We start from the raw sequence: 15,558 nt of genomic DNA, 5'->3' as shown, positions 1-15,558 counted from the left end.
CGGAGCGGGCCGGCCCGGACGCGGCGCGGCCGGGGCCGGGGCCGGGTGGCGGCGCGTCTTCTGGGCCACACCCGCCGCGGCAGAGCCGTGGCCGATAGTCTCGCGGCATGTCGGAGCACTCAGCGAACCCCTCATCGACGGTCGCCGCAAACGGCCGTCCCCTGGCGGTCAAGGCCGTCATCCCGGCCGCCGGACTGGCCACCCGGTTCCTGCCGGCCACCAAGGCGGTGCCCAAGGAACTGCTGCCGGTGGTGGATCGGCCGGTGTTGCAGTACATCGTCGAGGAGGCCACGCAGGCTGGCATCGGTGACGTGTTGCTGATCACCGGTCGGGGTAAGACGTCGATGGTGGACCACTTCGACCGTCGCCCGGACCTGGAGACCAGGTTGGAGGAGAAGGGCGACTCCGAGCGGCTGGCCGCCGTACGTCGGCCCAGCGAGCTGGCCGAGATCTACACCGTGCGGCAGCCCGAGCAGCTCGGGCTCGGCCACGCCATCGGGTACGCCGAGTCGCACGTCGGCGACGACGCCTTCGCGGTGCTGCTCGGCGACGAGTTCGTCAAGCCGTCGGAGCCGCTGCTGCCGGCGATGCTGGAGTTGCAGGCCCGCACCGGCGGTGTGGTGCTCGCCTTCTTCGAGGTCGACCCGTCCGAGACCAAGCGGTACGGGATCGCCTCCGTCGAGCCGGCCGAGTCGGAGCTGACCGACATCGGCGAGGTCGTCAAGGTGACCGGGATGGTGGAGAAGCCGCAGCCGGAGGACGCCCCGAGCAACCTGGCGGTGCTCGGCCGCTACGTGCTGCCGGGCAAGATCTTCGACGCGATCCGGCGGACCAAGCCGGGCAGCGGCGGCGAGATCCAGCTGACCGACGCGATGGAGCTGCTGCGTACCGAGGGCACCCCGGTGCACGCGATCGTCTACCGGGGCACCCGCTACGACACCGGCATGCCGCTGGGATACCTCCAGACGGTGGTGCAGATCGCCGCCGAGCGCGAGGACCTGGGCACCGAGTTCCGGTCCTGGCTGGCCGACTTCGTCAAGGCCGACGCGGCAGGCGGATCTGGTACATGACAGCGACGGCCGACGCCGAGGCGGCCGCGAACGAGTTGACGCCGCTCGCCGACTACCTGGGCAGCGTGCTGCGCAGGTTGCGCGCGCTGCCGCCACTCGACCTCGACCTCACCCAGGCGCACGGCAACGTCCTCGCCGAGGACGTCGTCGCGCCGCACGCCTTCCCGGCCTTCGACCAGGCGGCCGTGGACGGCTACGCCGCGCGCTGGGAGGACATCTCCGGAGGGGGGAGGGGGCCGAGCTACGTCCCGGCCCCCTCCGGCACGCCCGGCGGTCGCACCATCCGGCTCAACGTGGTCGGCGATCTCGGCGCCGCGAGCTGGCGGCCGGTCCGGCTCACCCCCGGCTCGTGCTTCTCGGTGGCCGCCGGGGCGCCGCTGCCGGTCGCCGCTGACGTCGTGGTCCCGGTGGAGTGGACCGACCAGGGCATGGCCGCAGTGGAGATCTTCCGCACCCCCAAACGGGGGTACGGGGTACGCCGAGCGGGTGAGGAGCTGCCCGTCGGCACCCTGCTCGCTCGGGCCGGCACCTACGTGTCCCCGGCCCTGGTCGCCGTCTTCGCGGCGACCGGCATCGGGCACGTGGTGGTCCGGCCCAGTCCACGGGTGGTCATCGTGGCCACCGGTGACGAACTCGTCGACGTCGGCCGGGGCAGTCAGCCCGGTCAGGTGGTGGACGCGAACTCGCACGCCCTGACCGCCGCGGCGGCCGAGGTGGGTGCGCTGGCATACCGGGTGGGAATCTGCGACGACGACCCGGAGGGGCTGCGCGGGCTGCTGGAGGACCAGACGCTGCGTGCCGACCTGATCATCACGACCGGGGGCACCGGCACCGGCCCCGGAGACATGGTGCGTCGGATCCTCTCCCGCCGTGAGGGCGGTCGCGCCGGGCCGGTCACCTTCACCGACGTGGCGCTCTACCCCGGCACCGCGCTCGGGTTCGGCACTGTCGGCGCCGAGGAGGTGCCGGTGGTCTGCCTGCCCGGCGACCCGGGTGCCGCGTTGATCGGCTTCGAGGTGCTGGCCCGCCCCGCCATCCAACTGCTCGCCGGTGCCGAACCGGTGTTCCGACCCAGTGTGCGGGCACACCTGCTGGAGACCGTGTCGTCGCCGACCGGGCTTCGCGAGTTCCGGCCGGCGCACGTCGCCGAGCGGCGCGGCGGCGGGTACACGGTCCAGCCGCTCAGCGGCGGACCGTTCACCCTATCCGGGTTGGCCGAGGCCAACGGGCTGCTGGTGCTCGGCGAGCGGGTCACCACGGCCGCGGCCGGCTCCACAGTGGACGTCCTGCTGCTGGACCGCCGCCGGTGACGCCTCCCGGCCGGCCCGCTCGCGGCCCGCGTCGGGTGATCGTCGGATCTGTGCGGTGAACGCGGTGAGGCCACTTGTGCGCGACACGGTCCCGCGCGGGAGACTGTCCAGGTGAGTCTCTTCGGACCCGCGCGGGCGCAGGGCTGGCCGGTGGAACTGGCCGACGGCCCAGTGCTGCTGCGGCCGTACCGGCGCTCCGACGCGGCGGCGTGGTCGGAGGTGCGGCGGGCCAACCGGGCCTGGCTGGCGCCCTGGGAGTCGTCACTGCCCGGCGGCTGGGACGAGATGAACTCGCCGGCCGCGTTCCGCTGGGTGCACCGTGACCAGCGGCGCTCGGCCCGCGAGGGTGAGGGCATGCCGTTCGCGGTCTGCCTGCGTGAGGCCGACCGGGACCGGCTGGTCGGGCACATCAACGTGGGCAGCATCGTGCGGCGGGCGCTCTGCTCCGGCTACGTCGGCTACTGGGTGGACGCCCGGGCCGCCGGCCAGGGTGTGATCCCGACTGCGCTGGCGCTCGCCGTGGACCACGCGTTCGGCCCGGGCGGGCTGCACCGGGTGGAGGTGAACATCCGTCCGGAGAACCAGCCGTCCCGGCGGGTGGTGGAGAAGTTGGGCTTCCGCGAGGAGTCGTACCACGTGCGCTACATGCACATCGACGGCGCCTGGCGGGACCACATCGGGTACGCGATGACGAGTGAGGAGATCGCCGCCGAGGGTGGCCTGCTGGCCCGCTGGCACCGGGTTCGCGCCAACGCGCGGTAGGAGGATTTCCCGACATCCGCCCACTCGTCCCACGGACGGGATCGGCGCGGCGCGGTGGCAACCCGGTCGGTGCGCCGTAACCTCAAGTAACTGCAAGCTGCGGCAAGCGCTCCCCGGCCGGACGATCCACGCGCCCAGGCGTGATCGATGGAAGATCCTGCGGTCGGGTGGCGGTTGCTTCGAATTCGGTGACGGGAGGGGTGAGGGTGCCGACCTCGGTGCTCCTCGCCGTCCTCGCCGCCGCCGGCCTGCTCGCCCTGGCCCCGGCGTTGGTTCGCCGGTACGACGCCACCGAGCGGCTGGTGGCGGAGCGGGCGCAGTCGACGGCGCGGGTGCTCCAGCGCCGCCGACGGCGCCGCACTGTGCCGGGACGGCGACCCGTCCATCCTCCGCGCTCACTGGTTGTCACCCTCAGTGAAGATGCGACTACCGGTGTGTTGGGTGCGCCGGTCTCCGCGCCGCCGGCCGTCCGCCGCTCCGGTCGACTGCGGGCCGTGCCCGCCGCGCCGAAGCGGTCCCGTCGCCGCCCGCCGCCGCGCCGGCAGCACACCCCCGCCGTCTACCGCCGTCGCCGCGTGCTCGCCGCCCTGCTGCTCCTCAACGTCGTCGAGTTGATCGGTGTGCTGTTCGTCAGCCCCGGCTTCTGGGTCGGCTTCGGGGTCACCTTCCTCCTCCTGGCCCTCTACGTCGTGCACCTGCGGGGTCAGGCCCTGGCCGGGCGCCGCCGCCGCCGCGCCCGAGCCCGGGAGGCCGCCTGGTTGGCCGCCCGGCAGGCCGAGGTACGTCGGGAGCAGGCCCGTAGGGCCGCGGCCCGCCGGGAGGCGCAGCGCCGCCTCGCCGCCCAGCGCGAAGGGGTACGCCGAGCCGCCATGGGCCTGGACCGGCCGGGAGACCTGCCAGCGGCGGTCAACGGTGGATCGGTCTCTTACCGGCGGTCGGGCGGCCTGCGTGGCCGCCCCTACGAGGCCGGCCGAGGCGCCTGACCCGGCCCCGGCCGCGCCTGGCCGTGCCTCGGCCCCGGCCGCGCCCGGGCTGGCTTGATCGACTCGGGTTCCTGGAAGTCGGGTGGTTGGGGCGTCCGGGATGCCCCGATTTCCAGGAGCCCGAGTCGATCTCTGGACCGGCCGGAGCGCCGGGCCGGGGGCGGATTCGCGGTGGAGGCCGACGACCTGTTAGCCTTGCTGCCGGCCCGCCCGGTGTAAGCCGGGTGGGACCGAAGCCGGTTCGCCGGCGGGGGGCTGTGGCGCAGACTGGTAGCGCACCTCGTTCGCATCGAGGGGGTCAGGGGTTCAAATCCCCTCAGCTCCACCCCAGGTCAAAGGCCGTTTCCGCGAGTCGGAGACGGCCTTTTGCGATCTTCGGGGTGCGTGACCGACCCAGGGCCAGGTCGTGACGACCCGGCGTTGATCCACCTAGGCGAAGCGTTCGGTCGTCACCGGTATCAGGCCGTGCTGGCGCAGGACGTTCGTCAGCTCGGACAGGGTCGAGCCGAGCGCCGCGGTGGCGTCGGTCCCCAGCAGCGCGGTCACGTCGAGAGACCAGGCGAGGGAGTGGCCGACGCGGCGCAGATCCCAGGTGAACCGGTCGCCGTGCTCGTCGAGACGACCGCTCGCGGCGGACGCGACAGTGCCGTCCGCCGGTGTCCGCCAGGCCGTCCGGAGGCTCGCCACCTGCTCGGCGCGGAGATCCTTGGCGAAGAGGACGCGGTACACCCGCCGCTCGTGGAAGCCGGCCGGTGGCTGCGTCGGGCCGAGCCGCAGCGGCGGGGCGGCGGCGATCGGTTGATGGTCGAGGAAGTGCGTACGAAGCACCGCCTCGGCCGGCAGTTGCCCGCCATCGAGCGCGCGGTGGACGTCCTCGGCCTCACGGCGGGAGGTGGGGAGCACCCGGGTCAACACCTCGGGGTCGGTACGCATGGCGCGGCTCAGCGCGGCGGAACTCCACCAGCCGGCCTCCGGTGTCCAGGCCGCGTTGTCCAGCCCTGTCGTGGTGAAGTCGTGGTGGCGGGTGAACTCCTCGACGACTATCCCGTCCACAGTGGTGGCCGGGGCGCTGTCGTCGGGTCGAGGTAGGACCAGGTAGTAGTCCAGGGGTGGTCCCGCGTCGGGCACCAGCACGGGCGCGGCCCGCAACGGCTCGGTGTTCATCAGCGCAACCGTAGCGAAGTGGAACGGTTAGCATCCGGACCTCTACGTGAGGAGCCCAGATGACTTCGGTGGCCCAGACCCGGTTCGGCATCATCGGCAGCGGCTGGCGAGGTGAGTTCTTCCTACGCCTGGCCCGGCTGCTCCCCGACAATTTCCGGGTGACCGGGGTGGTGACGCGTACCGAATCACGGGGCGCCGCCGTGACGGCCGACTGGGGCGTGTCGACCTTCCGCACGGCAGCGGAGATGCTCGCCCACGAGCGGCCGGACTTCGTCATCGTGTCGGTGCCGTGGCCGGTGACGCCCGAGGCGACCCGGGAGCTGGTCGCGGCCGGCGTACCGGTGCTCGCCGAGACGCCGCCCGCCCCCGACCTGGCGGGTCTGCGCTCGCTCTGGGCTGACGTCGGAGGCAGCGGCCTGGTGCAGGTCGCCGAGCAGTACCTGCTGATGCCCGGGCACGCGGCGCGGCTGGCGTTGGTCCGCTCCGGGGTGCTCGGTGAGCCGACCTCGGTCCAGATCTCCTCGACCCACCTGTACCACGCGGTCTCACTGATCCGGGGTCTGCTCGGCGTCGGTCACGAGAGCACCGAGGTGAGCGCGCGCGCCTTCGTCGCGCCGCTGGCCAACCCGCTCTCGCCGGCCGGCTGGAGCGGCGACGACACCCCGCAGCACCTCTCCACCACCCTCGCGACCATTGACTTCGGCGGGCGGATGGGGTTGTACGACTTCACCGACAACCAGTGGTGGAACCCGCTGCGCACCCGCCGGTTGGTGGTCCGGGGCTCGCGCGGTGAGTTGGTGGACGACCGGGTGGTCCGCCTGATCGACCCGAGCACGCCGGTGGAGTCGTTCCTGACCCGGCGGCAGACCGGTCTCGACCTCAACCTGGAAGGGCTCGACCTCAAGCACATCAGCTTCGACGGCGACGTCGTCTACCGCAACCCGTTCGTCGGCAGCGGAATGTCCGACGACGACATCGCGGTGGCCGACATCGTCGCCCGTGCCGGGGCGTGGGCGCGGGAGGAAGGCCCGGCTCCGTACCCGCTTGCCGAAGCCTGCCAGGACCACCTGATCAGCCTCGCCGTCGAGGAGTCGGTACGCACCGGCCGCCCGGTCGTCACCGCCACCGAGGCATGGGGGCGGTAACTCCGGCGGTTCCGCTGTTGTCTCTTGGCTGACAGTGCGCAACCGTGCAGCCAGCTCACCTGTGAAGCCAGGTATCAATCAGATGCCTGGGAGTACCCGGGCCCCACACGGGGAGCAAGGATGAACCGAAGCACTCGACGCCGGATGCTCGCAGCCACCGCGACCGGTCTGCTGGCCACCTCTCTCGGGGTCGCCGTCTCCGCTACGGCGACCGCCGCGCCCAGCGGGGCGACCCCCCGCACCTGCAGGATCAGCACGCTGCCGTACCCGACCGACACGTATCGGGCCGATGCGAACGCGGTCGACCCGACGGGGCGCTACGTCGCGGGCACCGCGCTGCGGGTCCGTGAGACCGACAACCAGTATCTGCTGCTGTTCTGGGACGGGCAGCGGGTCACCGAACTGGAGTCGAAGAGCACGGACACCCCCGTCGACATCAACGCCGACGGCGTCGTGATCGGCAACGGATCGGCGGAGGGCGGCTACGGGCAGCCGTGGAGGTACCGCAACGGCAAGCTCGAGCAGTTGCCGGTGCTGCCGTCCACCGGCATCTTCGTCAGCGCCATCAACGATGCCGGCGACATCGTCGGTTACGGCTCGGACATCGTCCCCGGGCAACTGGTCGCGTTGCGCTGGCCGGCCGCCCGTCCGGGCACTGTGGAGGTGCTCGACGCCCCGGTCGACGCGCAGGCTGGTGGGATCACCGACAACGGGACCATCGTCGGCAGCGCCGGACCCTTCGGAGACTGGAACAGCTGGGTCCGCCGGCCGAACGGCCGGATCGACGCGCTCACGATCCCCGGCGCCGAGTGGAGCACGGCTGGCGCGGCGGCGGGTCGCTGGGCGATCGGTCAGGCCTGGCTGAACGGCACCACCTCGGCCAGGGTGCGGTGGGACCTTCGCAACGGCTCGCACACGTTGCTCGACCAGGAAATGCCAGCATTGGCCGACGTCAACGCCAAGGGCGTCGTGGTGGGTGGTGACCGTGTTGCCCGGGGCTCCACCTCCCGGGTCCTGCCGGGCGGCGGCACCGGGGTGGTCGTCGGTGCGCGGTCCATCTCCGACTCGGGCACCATCGTCGGGTTCCGCAACGTCCTCGCCGACCGGGTGACCCCGGTGCGCTGGACGGGCTGCTGACCCGCCGAATCGCCCACCGCGTGGGGCCGGCCCGGACGGGTCGGCCCCACGTCGTGTCAGCGCGTCACGGCTTCCAGGAACCGGCGGTCTGGAACTGGTCGTGGTACTCCAGCGCGCCGGAGGTGTCGTGCACGTCGAACACCACGCTGCCGGTGCTTCTGGTGCCGGCGGTCAGGTCGTCGACGGCCGGCATCGGTTTGCCACAGCCGGAGAAGGCTCCACCGATCGCTGTGGTCTTGGTGCCGTCGGCGGCGACCCACTGGAAGTAGAGCGGGTTCGTCGACGCGGTGCCCTTGGTGACAGCCACCGTCACGTCGGCGATCACGTACAAGCCCTCGCCGGGCTTCAGTCCGTGGGACTTGCAGGGTTTGGTGGCGCTGCTGAACTTCGTCACGGTGATCTCGACGGTGCCGGCCTCGCGGTTGACGACCAGGGTGTCGCCCGGCGACATCCCGCGGGTGTCGGCGTTCGTCGGCGGGGTGGCCTGTGCCTCGCTCACCGTGGTCGAGGTGCCCTTGGTGCCGATGACGACCGCCACGATGCCGCCGGCGCAGGTGAGCAGGGTGAGTACGGCCGCGGTGACCGCCACGACCACGACGGACTTCTTGGCGCGGTCCGTCAGCGCCGGTGGTGGTGCGATGATCGGGTAGCCGGAGCCGCCGGGTGCCCGATATCCGCCGCCATCGCCCGTGTTCCCGCCGGCCGCCGGGTACGCAGCCCCCGAGAACGGCGGCTGCGGTGTCGCCGCGAACGAGCGGGTCGGCGGCTGCGGGTTCGGCTGTCGGGGGTCGTGCGGCGTGGCGCGAGGCTGGGGGTGGGTCACCGTACTCCTTGACGCTTCGGTACGTGCGGTGCGAGAACTCTTCGACGTTACCGTGGGTGGCGGAGCGTCCGATCGCCACGCTGGAGGGCTTCCCACCGCGAGGATGCGAAACCCATCTGGCCAGCGTGGACGGTGTTCAACTGGTCACCGATAGCCAATGTGGATCGGTATTCCATTCATCGCTATGAGTAACCGGGCGAGGTCAACGCGCCGGAAGCACGGCGGCGGTGCGGACCAGCCCGTCGGCGATCACGAACCGGCCGCTGATCGATGCCGGTGGGTCGTCGACCCCCGCCGCGTCCACCCGGGCCGACGCGATCCGGGCAGTGAAGGTGCCGGCATCCGGATCGATGTCGAGTTGGGCGTCGTGGAAGTCCAACCAGCCACGGACGACCGGATGCCACACCTTGTAGACGGTCTCCTTCGCGCTGAACAGCACGATCGGCCAGTAGGTGCCGCTGGGCAGCCGGGCGCAGATGGCCTCCTCCTCGGGCAGCAGCACGAGTCGGCGTACTCCCGGATTGACCTCGCGGTGCTGCTCGGCATCCATTCCGACGGACCGGATGTCGGTGGTGTGCGCCGCCGCTGCGGCGCAGTAGCCGGCGGTGTGGGTGATGCTGCCGACGATCCCGGCCGGCCAGACCGGCGCGCGGTCGGCGGCGGCCGGCACGGCGGTCGACGGCAGGCCGAGGTCGCGCAGTGCCCTGCGGGCGCAAATCCTGCCTGCGGCAAAGTCCCGCCGACGGGTCTGCACCGCCCGCTCGCCGAGGCATGCCTGCTCAGCGGGGAGCAACTCTCCCGTCCAGTCCTCCGGCCCGGCGACGGCGACGGCGACCGTCGATGGCAGCAGGTCACGCATTCCGGTGACCTACTGGTCGGTAGGAATGACGCATCACGTTAACCGTCAAATTTCCGACTCCCACGACGGACGAAGGTACCGCAAAGATGTAACACCGGAGGGACGCGCAGCGCTCTCCCTGATGGCTCCGGGGGGACCACCATCAATGCTGGCCGGCACGGCAGCCGCCAGTCCCGTGGACATCTGGAAGGACGTGCGATGACCGATGGTCTGGAACGGCCGGGGGTGCGGGCCGACGAACACGCCCCAAAGACCCCCTGCTGGAGCTGCGGCTCCTGCGGTGACGAGTGGCCGTGCGCGACGAAGCGCACCCGGCTGCTGGCGGAGTACGGAGGTGACCGCGCCATGCTCAGCGTCTATCTGGGCTCCTGCCTCGCCGCCGCCACCGAGGATCTGCGCGCGGCTCCGGTGATGTCGCTCCAGGACAGGTTCATCGGCTGGTTGCCGCGCGGCTCCCGGCGGCGCTGAACCTCTGGTGGCCCCGCCGCTGGGCGGGGCCACCAGAGGGGGCGTCTCAGCGACGTCGAGGGCGTCGGGTCAGCGCGAATCCGAACACGCCGGCCACCGCGGCGAGCGCGCCGCCGATGCCGGTCCAGACCCAGCGCGAGCCGAGATCCGGCAACCAGTCCGTCAGCGAGCCGCTCTCGTCGTCGGCCTCCGCGTCCACCGGGGGTACGGCGTTGAGCACCGTGCCGGCCTTGGTGTTCGGCACCAGCGGGGCGGCCAATTCGCCGTCGTCAGCCGAGGCGCCCCGGTCGGCGATGGTGCCCACCAGCAGATCGACGTCGATCGGCGCACCCAGATCCGGCTCCGGCAGCTCGATCACCGAGAGTCGGACGACGTACGTGCCGGGCAGCGGGTCGGCCGACCAGGGCTCCGCCCACGGCCGCACCTCGCGCAGCGTGCAACCCAGCACCACGTTCGACGCCTTCGCGTCCACTGTCGGGGTCTGGGCCCCCGCCGTGCACGCCTGGCGTCGGCGCAGCCCGTCGAAGACGTCCATCGTCCAGGTGGAGGCGCCGCTGCGTCCCTTCGGGAAGGTGACGGTGGCGCTGATCTCGTGCACCTGGCCGGCCGTCGCCGGGAACGACCAGTAGAGGTGATCGCCGATCGAGGCATCCACCCGTACCGGTTGTCCGGCGGTGATCGGGGTGGCGGTGAGGAACGACGTGCCGGCACGGTTCACCGGCGTGGCACCCGGGGAGGGGGTTGGTGCGGCGGCGGCCGCCGTGGGGAGCAGAGCGGCCGTGCCGGCGGCGAGCAGCGCCGCCATCGACCGGAACAGTGCGGTACGCATCAGTTTTCCCTCCAGGTGGCGACCCACCAGCGGGTGAGCAGACCGGCGAGCAGGCCGGTGAGCAGACCGGCGATGGTGAGCAGCGCGAGCAGCACCCAGCCCCGGCCGAGGTCCGGTCCGTCCGGTGCGGGTGCGGCGGCGACCACGTCGATGGTCAACTCCACCGGCATGCCGGGGGTGGCCGCGGTGCCGGGACGCGGGGCGAACGAATTGCTGACCACCAGGCAGACGGTGGTGGGTTCGATGACCGGCGCGGCGCTCTGCTCGGTCTCGGCGGCATCCTCGTCGTCGGCGGTGGCCGACCAGCGCAGCCCGGCGGAGAGCACGTCGGCCCGCCCGCTGCCGGCGTCCGCGCCGCGGACGAGTTCCCGGCCGTCGGCCGCGGTGGCCCGCAGCAGCACCCCGTAGTCCCGGTTGACGGCCCGGTCCAGCGCCATGCTCACCGAAGCTCGCAGCTCCTGCCCGGGGCGGATCGGCACCCGGTAGTAGCGATGCTCGGAGAACGCCTCCCGGTCGGCGTAGACGCCGGGGGCGAGCAGTGGCGCCGAGTCGCACGCGCTCGTGCCGCCGACAACTGTCGGGGCCCGGGTGTGCGTGTCTCCGGCCCGCTCGACGAGCTGTTTGATCCGGTCGGTCAGCTCCTCGGCGCTCTGCGCGGCGGTGTAGGTCCCGCCGGTGGCGCTGGCGATGCAGAGCAGTTGTCGGCGAACCTTGTCGTCGGGGGCCAGGCCGAGGGTGTCGACGACCAGGCTGGTGCCCTGGGCGGCCAGTTCCCGGGCCACCTCGCACGGGTCCGGCGGAGCGCAGGTGTCCTCGCCGTCGGTGATCAGCACGATCCGCCGGGTGGTGGCCCCGGCGCCCAGGTCCTGCGCGGCGGAGCGCAGCGCAAGCCCGACCGGAGTGAACCCGGTCGGCCGAAGTGTCGCCACCGCCGCCTTGGCGGCGGACCGGTTCACCGGCCCGACCGGCACGATCTGCTGGGTGTCCTGGCAACCGACCTTCTTGTCCTTGCCGCGGTAGGTCGCGCCGAGCACCCGGATGCCGAGCTGTGTCTCCTCGGGCAGCGCGTCAACCACTTCATTGAATGCCTGCTGGGCGACCGAGATCCGGGTGCGTCCGTCGATGTCGGCGGCGCGCATCGACCCGCTGACGTCGAGCACCAGCTCGACCCGGGGCGGCTCGGGCGCCGGCTCCTCGTCGGCCTGTGCCGGGCCGGTCAGCGCGGTGGTCGCCAACAGTCCGAGAAGGACCGCCGTCGATCGTCTGAAGTTGATCACGATCCGCAGTGTAGTGAGATCCACTTTGGATGATCGTTTGGGTGCGGGCGCGCGGAAACGGCGACGCCACCCACGTCGGGGTTCGCCTCTGATCGGCGGCACCTGCGCTCAGGGTCCATGCCGGGTCACCCTCGGTCAACTCTGAGAGGGAAGGGGTCGGCTCGGCCAGCCTCCGTCGGAAATCTGACCCAAGTCGACCCGTTGTGCCGGTGGTGCGCGGTGGTTAAGCTCTTCATGCGCGCCCCAATCGCCCGCTTCCCCCGTGGCAGGCGATCGGGGCGCGCGTCTTTGTCAAGAAGGGCCCGCACGCTTCGGCGTGCGGGCCCTTCTTCCGTCGCGCTGTGCGGCGCGTCGCCTGTCGATGCTTATATCCACCGACCGTCGAGCCACATCCGGGACAGCCAGTCCGAGTACGGAATCACCCGGCCGACAAAAATCGGATAGAAGTACGCGAAGCAGAGCGCCACCAGCAGCACGTACGCCCCCGCCGCGATGCTGCCCACCAGTCGGCGCTCATAAGCCGGGTCACCGGGCACCAGCGGCGTCACCGTACCCACGTCACCCCCGGCGGGCGCGATCAGCGCGCCCAGCACATACACCACGGCCAGCACCAGGAACGGCACCGCCGGCGCGGCATAGAACGAGAACATCGTCCGGCCGTCGAGAGCGAACCAGAACCACGGCAGCAGCCCCGCGGCCACGGTGAGCAGGATCGCGCCGGCCCGCCAGTCCCGACGGGCCACACCCAGCCAGGCCAGCGCCACCAGAGCCGGCAGGAACGACCACCAGAGCAGCGGGGTGCCGAGCAGCAGAATCTCCGAAGCGCAGCTCGCCGCGCCGCAGACGCCGTCGCCGGCGTAGTGGAACGCCACCGGCCGGCCCAACAGCAGCCACTGCCACGGCCACGACTGGTACTTGTGCGCGTCATCAAGCTGGGCGTGGAAGCCGTACGCCGCGCGGTGGTATTCGAAGAGGTTGATCAGCGGGCCGATGAACGGGCGATCGCTGAGGGGTGCGCTCGGGTAGGCCGACGCGAGCCGGTAGTAACCGTCGTCGGTGAGCAGCCAGCCCGACCAGGTGGCGAGGTAGGTGCCCACCATCAGCACGCCGGCGAGCACCAGCCAGGGCAGCTCGTCGACGAGCGCGTCCCGCCAGGGCCGGCGGACCCCCGCCGAGCGGCGGACGCCGACCTCCCAGAAGAGCACCAGCAGCGCGAAGGCCGGCACGAAGTACAGGGCGCTCCACTTCACCGCGCAGGCGCAGCCGATCAGCACCCCGGCCGCCAGCCGCCACCACGGCCAGGTGCGCCAACCGGTCGGCGGGCGCCCGGCCCGGCCCGGCTGGCTCGGATCGAGCCCGTCGTCCAGGGCCCGTGCCCAGCGTCGACGGCGGGCGTCCCGATCGAGGACCAGTGCGCCGAACGCCGCCAGCACGAAGAACAGCAGGAAGATGTCGAGCAGGGCCGCCCGGGACAGCACCAGGTGGAAGCCGTCCAGGGCGAGCAGCAGGCCGGCCGCGCAGCCGAGCACCGTCGAGCGGAACATCCGCCGACCGATGCGGACCAGCAGCAGCACCGACAGCGTGCCGATCACCGCCGCCGAGAATCGCCAGCCGAACTCCGGTGCGGTGGTCATCAGGTGACCGGGAACGGAGACCTTCGAATCCGCGTCCTGGTAGCCGAAGGCCCACTCGCCGACGCCGATCAACCACTTGCCCAGCGGGGGGTGCACCACGTACGACGGGACGTTGTCCTTGTAGTTCCACTCCACGCCACGGGAGATCAGGCCGTAGGCGTCCTTGGCGTAGTACGTCTCGTCGAAGATCTTGCCCTTCGGGCTGGACAGCCCGACGAAGCGCACGATCGCCGCGATGGCCACCACCACTGCTGTGGCCAGCCAGGAGAACCTGTCCGCCTGAGTGTCGACGGTGGCGAACCGTCGCCGGACCACGGCGACCACCCCGCCGCCCTCGGCGCTCGGTGCCGTCGGCTCCTGGGGGGCACTGGGCTCGCCCGTCGCCTGGATCATCTTGTCCGGATCGGCGCTCGGGGTCTGCGCTGTCGACGCACTCGTCACCCGGCGATCGTAGGCTGCCAAGGTGTCCGGTGGCGCCCGTCGTCCCTGATACCGGTATTCCCTGCAATGAAGGAGACGAATTCGTGGGTGAAATGTCCGAAGTTGGGCGCCTGATTCTGCTCGGTGCCCCGCTCGGCAACCCCGCCGACGCCTCGGCCCGACTCCGGGAGGTGCTGATCAGTGCCGACGTGGTCGCCGCCGAGGACACCCGACGGCTCACCCGGCTGGCCCGCGATCTCGACCTCACCGTCGGCGGTCGAATCGTCTCCTACTTCGAGGGCAACGAGGAGCGGCGCACCCCCGAACTGGTCGAGGTCATCCTCAGCGGGTACGTGGTGGCGCTGGTCACCGACGGCGGGATGCCCAGCGTCTCCGACCCCGGCTACCGGCTGGTCCGTGCCACGTTGGATGTCGGTGCGCCGGTCACCGTCGCCCCCGGGCCCAGCGCGGTCACCACAGCGCTGGCCGTCTCCGGGCTGCCCTGCGACAGGTTCTGCTTCGAGGGCTTCCTGCCGCGCACCCCCGGTGGCCGTCGGTCCCGGTTGCGCGCCCTCGCCGCCGAGGAGCGCACCCTGGTCTTCTTCGAGGCCCCGCACCGGATCGGGGCGACGCTCACCGACCTGGCCGACACGTTCGGGGCGGACCGGCCGGCCGCGCTCTGCCGCGAACTCACCAAGACCTACGAGGAGGTGCTCCGCCGCCCCCTCGGCGAGCTTGCCCTCTGGGCCACGGAGGGGGACCCGCGTGGAGAGATCACCCTGGTGGTGGCCGGAGCCCCGGTGACCGCTGCCGAACGCCCCGACGACGACACCCTTCGCGCCGCCGTCGCCGAGCGGGAGGCCGCCGGCCGGTCCCGCCGGGACGCCATCACCGACGTCGCCACCGAGTACGCGCTGCGCCGCCGGGACGTCTACACGATCGTGCACAGCTGATCGAGGTGGTCCGGCTCGCCGGACGACCGGGTCACCACGCGGCGATCAGGAAGCCGACGGTGATCAGTGTGGGGCCGGCGACGGCGGCGGCCACGGCCCAGCGGCGGTGCCGGCGACCGGGCAGCCGGGCCGACCCGGTCAACCGGACGATGCCGGCGGCGCAGGCCAGCACCACCAGCAGACCGGGCAGCCACCGCAGGTGCCGGCCCACGCCGACGTCCGCGTACGCGGTACCGCTGTCCGGGCCGGTCATCCGTGCCGGCAGCGCGGTGCCGGCCGTGCTCCCCTCGGCGGGCACGCCACTGACCCGGACACCATGGGTGATGAACCGCCCGTCCTCGGCCGTGAAGATCCCCCGGCAGCGCAGGGTGAGACCGTCGCCGGAGCAGCCGTCGATCACCACGGTGCCGGTCCGGGCGTGCCCGACCGCTAGCCAGAACGGGCCGGCGCTGACCCAGGCGAAGAAGGCCGCGACCAGGCTCAGCACCACCAGCGCGGCGAGCCCGGGCAGCGGGTCCGGCGGCAGTGGCGTGCGGTGAGGTGCCCGGCGCCGCGCCAGCCGGAAGCCGCGGAACCGCGCCGGTGCCGCGTCCTTGCGAATCGGGGTGCCGTCCCAGTGCACCTGCTCGGGCACCGGGGGCACACCGGACGTACTCGGCGAGCGCCCCCATCCGCTGCGAAGGGGTGGTCCGGCGGTCCCAGCCCGGCAGCGCTGCCTCGTACC

Annotated in this window: 15 protein-coding genes and 1 tRNA gene; 9 read left to right on the top strand and 7 right to left on the bottom strand. The window is 72.1% G+C overall.

Features of this window, described 5'->3' with window-relative positions; genetic code table 11:
* Nucleotides 1–107 precede the first annotated feature (107 nt).
* From ABZ749_RS12320 to ABZ749_RS12300, 5 genes are all read left to right on the top strand, one after another.
* A complete protein-coding gene (locus ABZ749_RS12320; RefSeq protein WP_357226694.1) occupies nucleotides 108–1,070 on the top strand; it encodes a UTP--glucose-1-phosphate uridylyltransferase in 963 nt (320 codons plus the stop codon).
* Nucleotides 1,067–2,380 carry a gephyrin-like molybdotransferase Glp gene (gene glp, locus ABZ749_RS12315; protein WP_088951399.1) on the top strand — a complete coding sequence of 438 codons (1,314 nt, stop codon included), beginning with the start codon at nucleotides 1,067–1,069 and terminating at the stop codon, nucleotides 2,378–2,380. The genes ABZ749_RS12320 and glp overlap by 4 nt, the downstream gene beginning before the upstream one ends.
* 111 nt (nucleotides 2,381–2,491) lie before the next feature.
* A complete protein-coding gene (locus tag ABZ749_RS12310; RefSeq protein WP_357226690.1) occupies nucleotides 2,492–3,142 on the top strand; it encodes a GNAT family protein in 651 nt (216 codons plus the stop codon).
* A gap of 200 nt (nucleotides 3,143–3,342) precedes the next feature.
* Complete coding sequence (locus ABZ749_RS12305; protein WP_357226687.1) at nucleotides 3,343–4,125, top strand: hypothetical protein; 783 nt, start codon at nucleotides 3,343–3,345, stop codon at nucleotides 4,123–4,125.
* A gap of 251 nt (nucleotides 4,126–4,376) precedes the next feature.
* A tRNA-Ala gene (locus tag ABZ749_RS12300) sits at nucleotides 4,377–4,450 on the top strand.
* 104 nt (nucleotides 4,451–4,554) lie between these two features.
* Here ABZ749_RS12300 and ABZ749_RS12295 read toward each other — a convergent pair.
* A complete protein-coding gene (locus ABZ749_RS12295; protein ID WP_357226682.1) occupies nucleotides 4,555–5,289 on the bottom strand; it encodes a hypothetical protein in 735 nt (244 codons plus the stop codon).
* A 59-nt stretch (nucleotides 5,290–5,348) separates the two neighbouring features.
* Between ABZ749_RS12295 and ABZ749_RS12290 the strand changes: the two genes are divergently transcribed.
* On the top strand, nucleotides 5,349–6,434 hold the full coding sequence (locus tag ABZ749_RS12290; RefSeq protein ID WP_357226679.1) for a Gfo/Idh/MocA family oxidoreductase: 1,086 nt from the start codon (nucleotides 5,349–5,351) through the stop codon (nucleotides 6,432–6,434).
* Between the two features lie 120 nt (nucleotides 6,435–6,554).
* The gene (locus ABZ749_RS12285) at nucleotides 6,555–7,571 is read left to right on the top strand and encodes a hypothetical protein (RefSeq protein WP_357226675.1); all 1,017 of its coding nucleotides are present in this window, start codon (nucleotides 6,555–6,557) and stop codon (nucleotides 7,569–7,571) included.
* A 64-nt stretch (nucleotides 7,572–7,635) separates the two neighbouring features.
* Here ABZ749_RS12285 and ABZ749_RS12280 read toward each other — a convergent pair whose 3' ends face one another.
* Both ABZ749_RS12280 and ABZ749_RS12275 read right to left on the bottom strand, forming a co-directional pair.
* Nucleotides 7,636–8,394 (bottom strand): DUF4352 domain-containing protein, encoded by a 759-nt coding sequence (locus ABZ749_RS12280; RefSeq protein ID WP_357226671.1) that lies wholly within the window; start codon nucleotides 8,392–8,394, stop codon nucleotides 7,636–7,638.
* A 202-nt stretch (nucleotides 8,395–8,596) separates the two neighbouring features.
* Nucleotides 8,597–9,253 carry a 4'-phosphopantetheinyl transferase superfamily protein gene (locus ABZ749_RS12275; RefSeq protein WP_357226667.1) on the bottom strand — a complete coding sequence of 219 codons (657 nt, stop codon included), beginning with the start codon at nucleotides 9,251–9,253 and terminating at the stop codon, nucleotides 8,597–8,599.
* Between the two features lie 198 nt (nucleotides 9,254–9,451).
* Here ABZ749_RS12275 and ABZ749_RS12270 point away from each other — a divergent pair, with 198 nt between their 5' ends.
* Entirely contained in the window at nucleotides 9,452–9,721 is a 270-nt protein-coding gene (locus tag ABZ749_RS12270; protein WP_357207537.1) for a hypothetical protein, read from the top strand.
* Between the two features lie 46 nt (nucleotides 9,722–9,767).
* Here the strand turns inward: ABZ749_RS12270 and ABZ749_RS12265 are convergent, their stop codons facing one another.
* The 3 genes from ABZ749_RS12265 to ABZ749_RS12255 all read right to left on the bottom strand — a co-directional run bounded on the left by ABZ749_RS12265 (nucleotide 9,768) and on the right by ABZ749_RS12255 (nucleotide 13,854).
* Nucleotides 9,768–10,550: a peptidase gene (locus ABZ749_RS12265; RefSeq protein ID WP_357226662.1), complete on the bottom strand. Its 783-nt coding sequence runs from the start codon at nucleotides 10,548–10,550 to the stop codon at nucleotides 9,768–9,770.
* Nucleotides 10,550–11,827 (bottom strand): VWA domain-containing protein, encoded by a 1,278-nt coding sequence (locus ABZ749_RS12260; RefSeq protein ID WP_357226659.1) that lies wholly within the window; start codon nucleotides 11,825–11,827, stop codon nucleotides 10,550–10,552. The genes ABZ749_RS12265 and ABZ749_RS12260 overlap by 1 nt, the downstream gene beginning before the upstream one ends.
* Nucleotides 11,828–12,192: 365 nt before the next feature.
* Entirely contained in the window at nucleotides 12,193–13,854 is a 1,662-nt protein-coding gene (locus ABZ749_RS12255; RefSeq protein ID WP_357226698.1) for a phospholipid carrier-dependent glycosyltransferase, read from the bottom strand.
* A 131-nt stretch (nucleotides 13,855–13,985) separates the two neighbouring features.
* Here ABZ749_RS12255 and rsmI point away from each other — a divergent pair, with 131 nt between their 5' ends.
* The gene (gene rsmI / locus ABZ749_RS12250; RefSeq protein WP_357226655.1) at nucleotides 13,986–14,834 is read left to right on the top strand and encodes a 16S rRNA (cytidine(1402)-2'-O)-methyltransferase; all 849 of its coding nucleotides are present in this window, start codon (nucleotides 13,986–13,988) and stop codon (nucleotides 14,832–14,834) included.
* A 31-nt stretch (nucleotides 14,835–14,865) separates the two neighbouring features.
* Here rsmI and ABZ749_RS12245 read toward each other — a convergent pair whose 3' ends face one another.
* The gene (locus ABZ749_RS12245; protein ID WP_357226652.1) at nucleotides 14,866–15,468 is read right to left on the bottom strand and encodes a hypothetical protein; all 603 of its coding nucleotides are present in this window, start codon (nucleotides 15,466–15,468) and stop codon (nucleotides 14,866–14,868) included.
* Nucleotides 15,469–15,558: the final 90 nt, after the last annotated feature.

The sequence above is a fragment of the Micromonospora sp. NPDC047753 genome, assembly GCF_040642735.1.
Lineage (GTDB): Bacteria > Actinomycetota > Actinomycetes > Mycobacteriales > Micromonosporaceae > Micromonospora.
The sequence above is the reverse complement of the archived record's forward strand: the minus strand, read 5'-3'. Positions and strand labels throughout refer to the sequence as shown.

What these genes read in the sequence shown, in the direction of transcription:
- glp (WP_088951399.1), top strand. Translation starts at nt 1,067, where the DNA reads ATGACAGCGACGGCCGACGCCGAGGCGGCCGCGAACGAGTTGACGCCG.
- ABZ749_RS12295 (WP_357226682.1), bottom strand. Translation starts at nt 5,289, where the DNA reads ATGAACACCGAGCCGTTGCGGGCCGCGCCCGTGCTGGTGCCCGACGCG.
- ABZ749_RS12320 (WP_357226694.1), top strand. Translation starts at nt 108, where the DNA reads ATGTCGGAGCACTCAGCGAACCCCTCATCGACGGTCGCCGCAAACGGC.
- ABZ749_RS12290 (WP_357226679.1), top strand. Translation starts at nt 5,349, where the DNA reads ATGACTTCGGTGGCCCAGACCCGGTTCGGCATCATCGGCAGCGGCTGG.
- ABZ749_RS12265 (WP_357226662.1), bottom strand. Translation starts at nt 10,550, where the DNA reads ATGCGTACCGCACTGTTCCGGTCGATGGCGGCGCTGCTCGCCGCCGGC.
- ABZ749_RS12285 (WP_357226675.1), top strand. Translation starts at nt 6,555, where the DNA reads ATGAACCGAAGCACTCGACGCCGGATGCTCGCAGCCACCGCGACCGGT.
- ABZ749_RS12255 (WP_357226698.1), bottom strand. Translation starts at nt 13,854, where the DNA reads ATGATCCAGGCGACGGGCGAGCCCAGTGCCCCCCAGGAGCCGACGGCA.
- ABZ749_RS12275 (WP_357226667.1), bottom strand. Translation starts at nt 9,253, where the DNA reads ATGCGTGACCTGCTGCCATCGACGGTCGCCGTCGCCGTCGCCGGGCCG.
- ABZ749_RS12270 (WP_357207537.1), top strand. Translation starts at nt 9,452, where the DNA reads ATGACCGATGGTCTGGAACGGCCGGGGGTGCGGGCCGACGAACACGCC.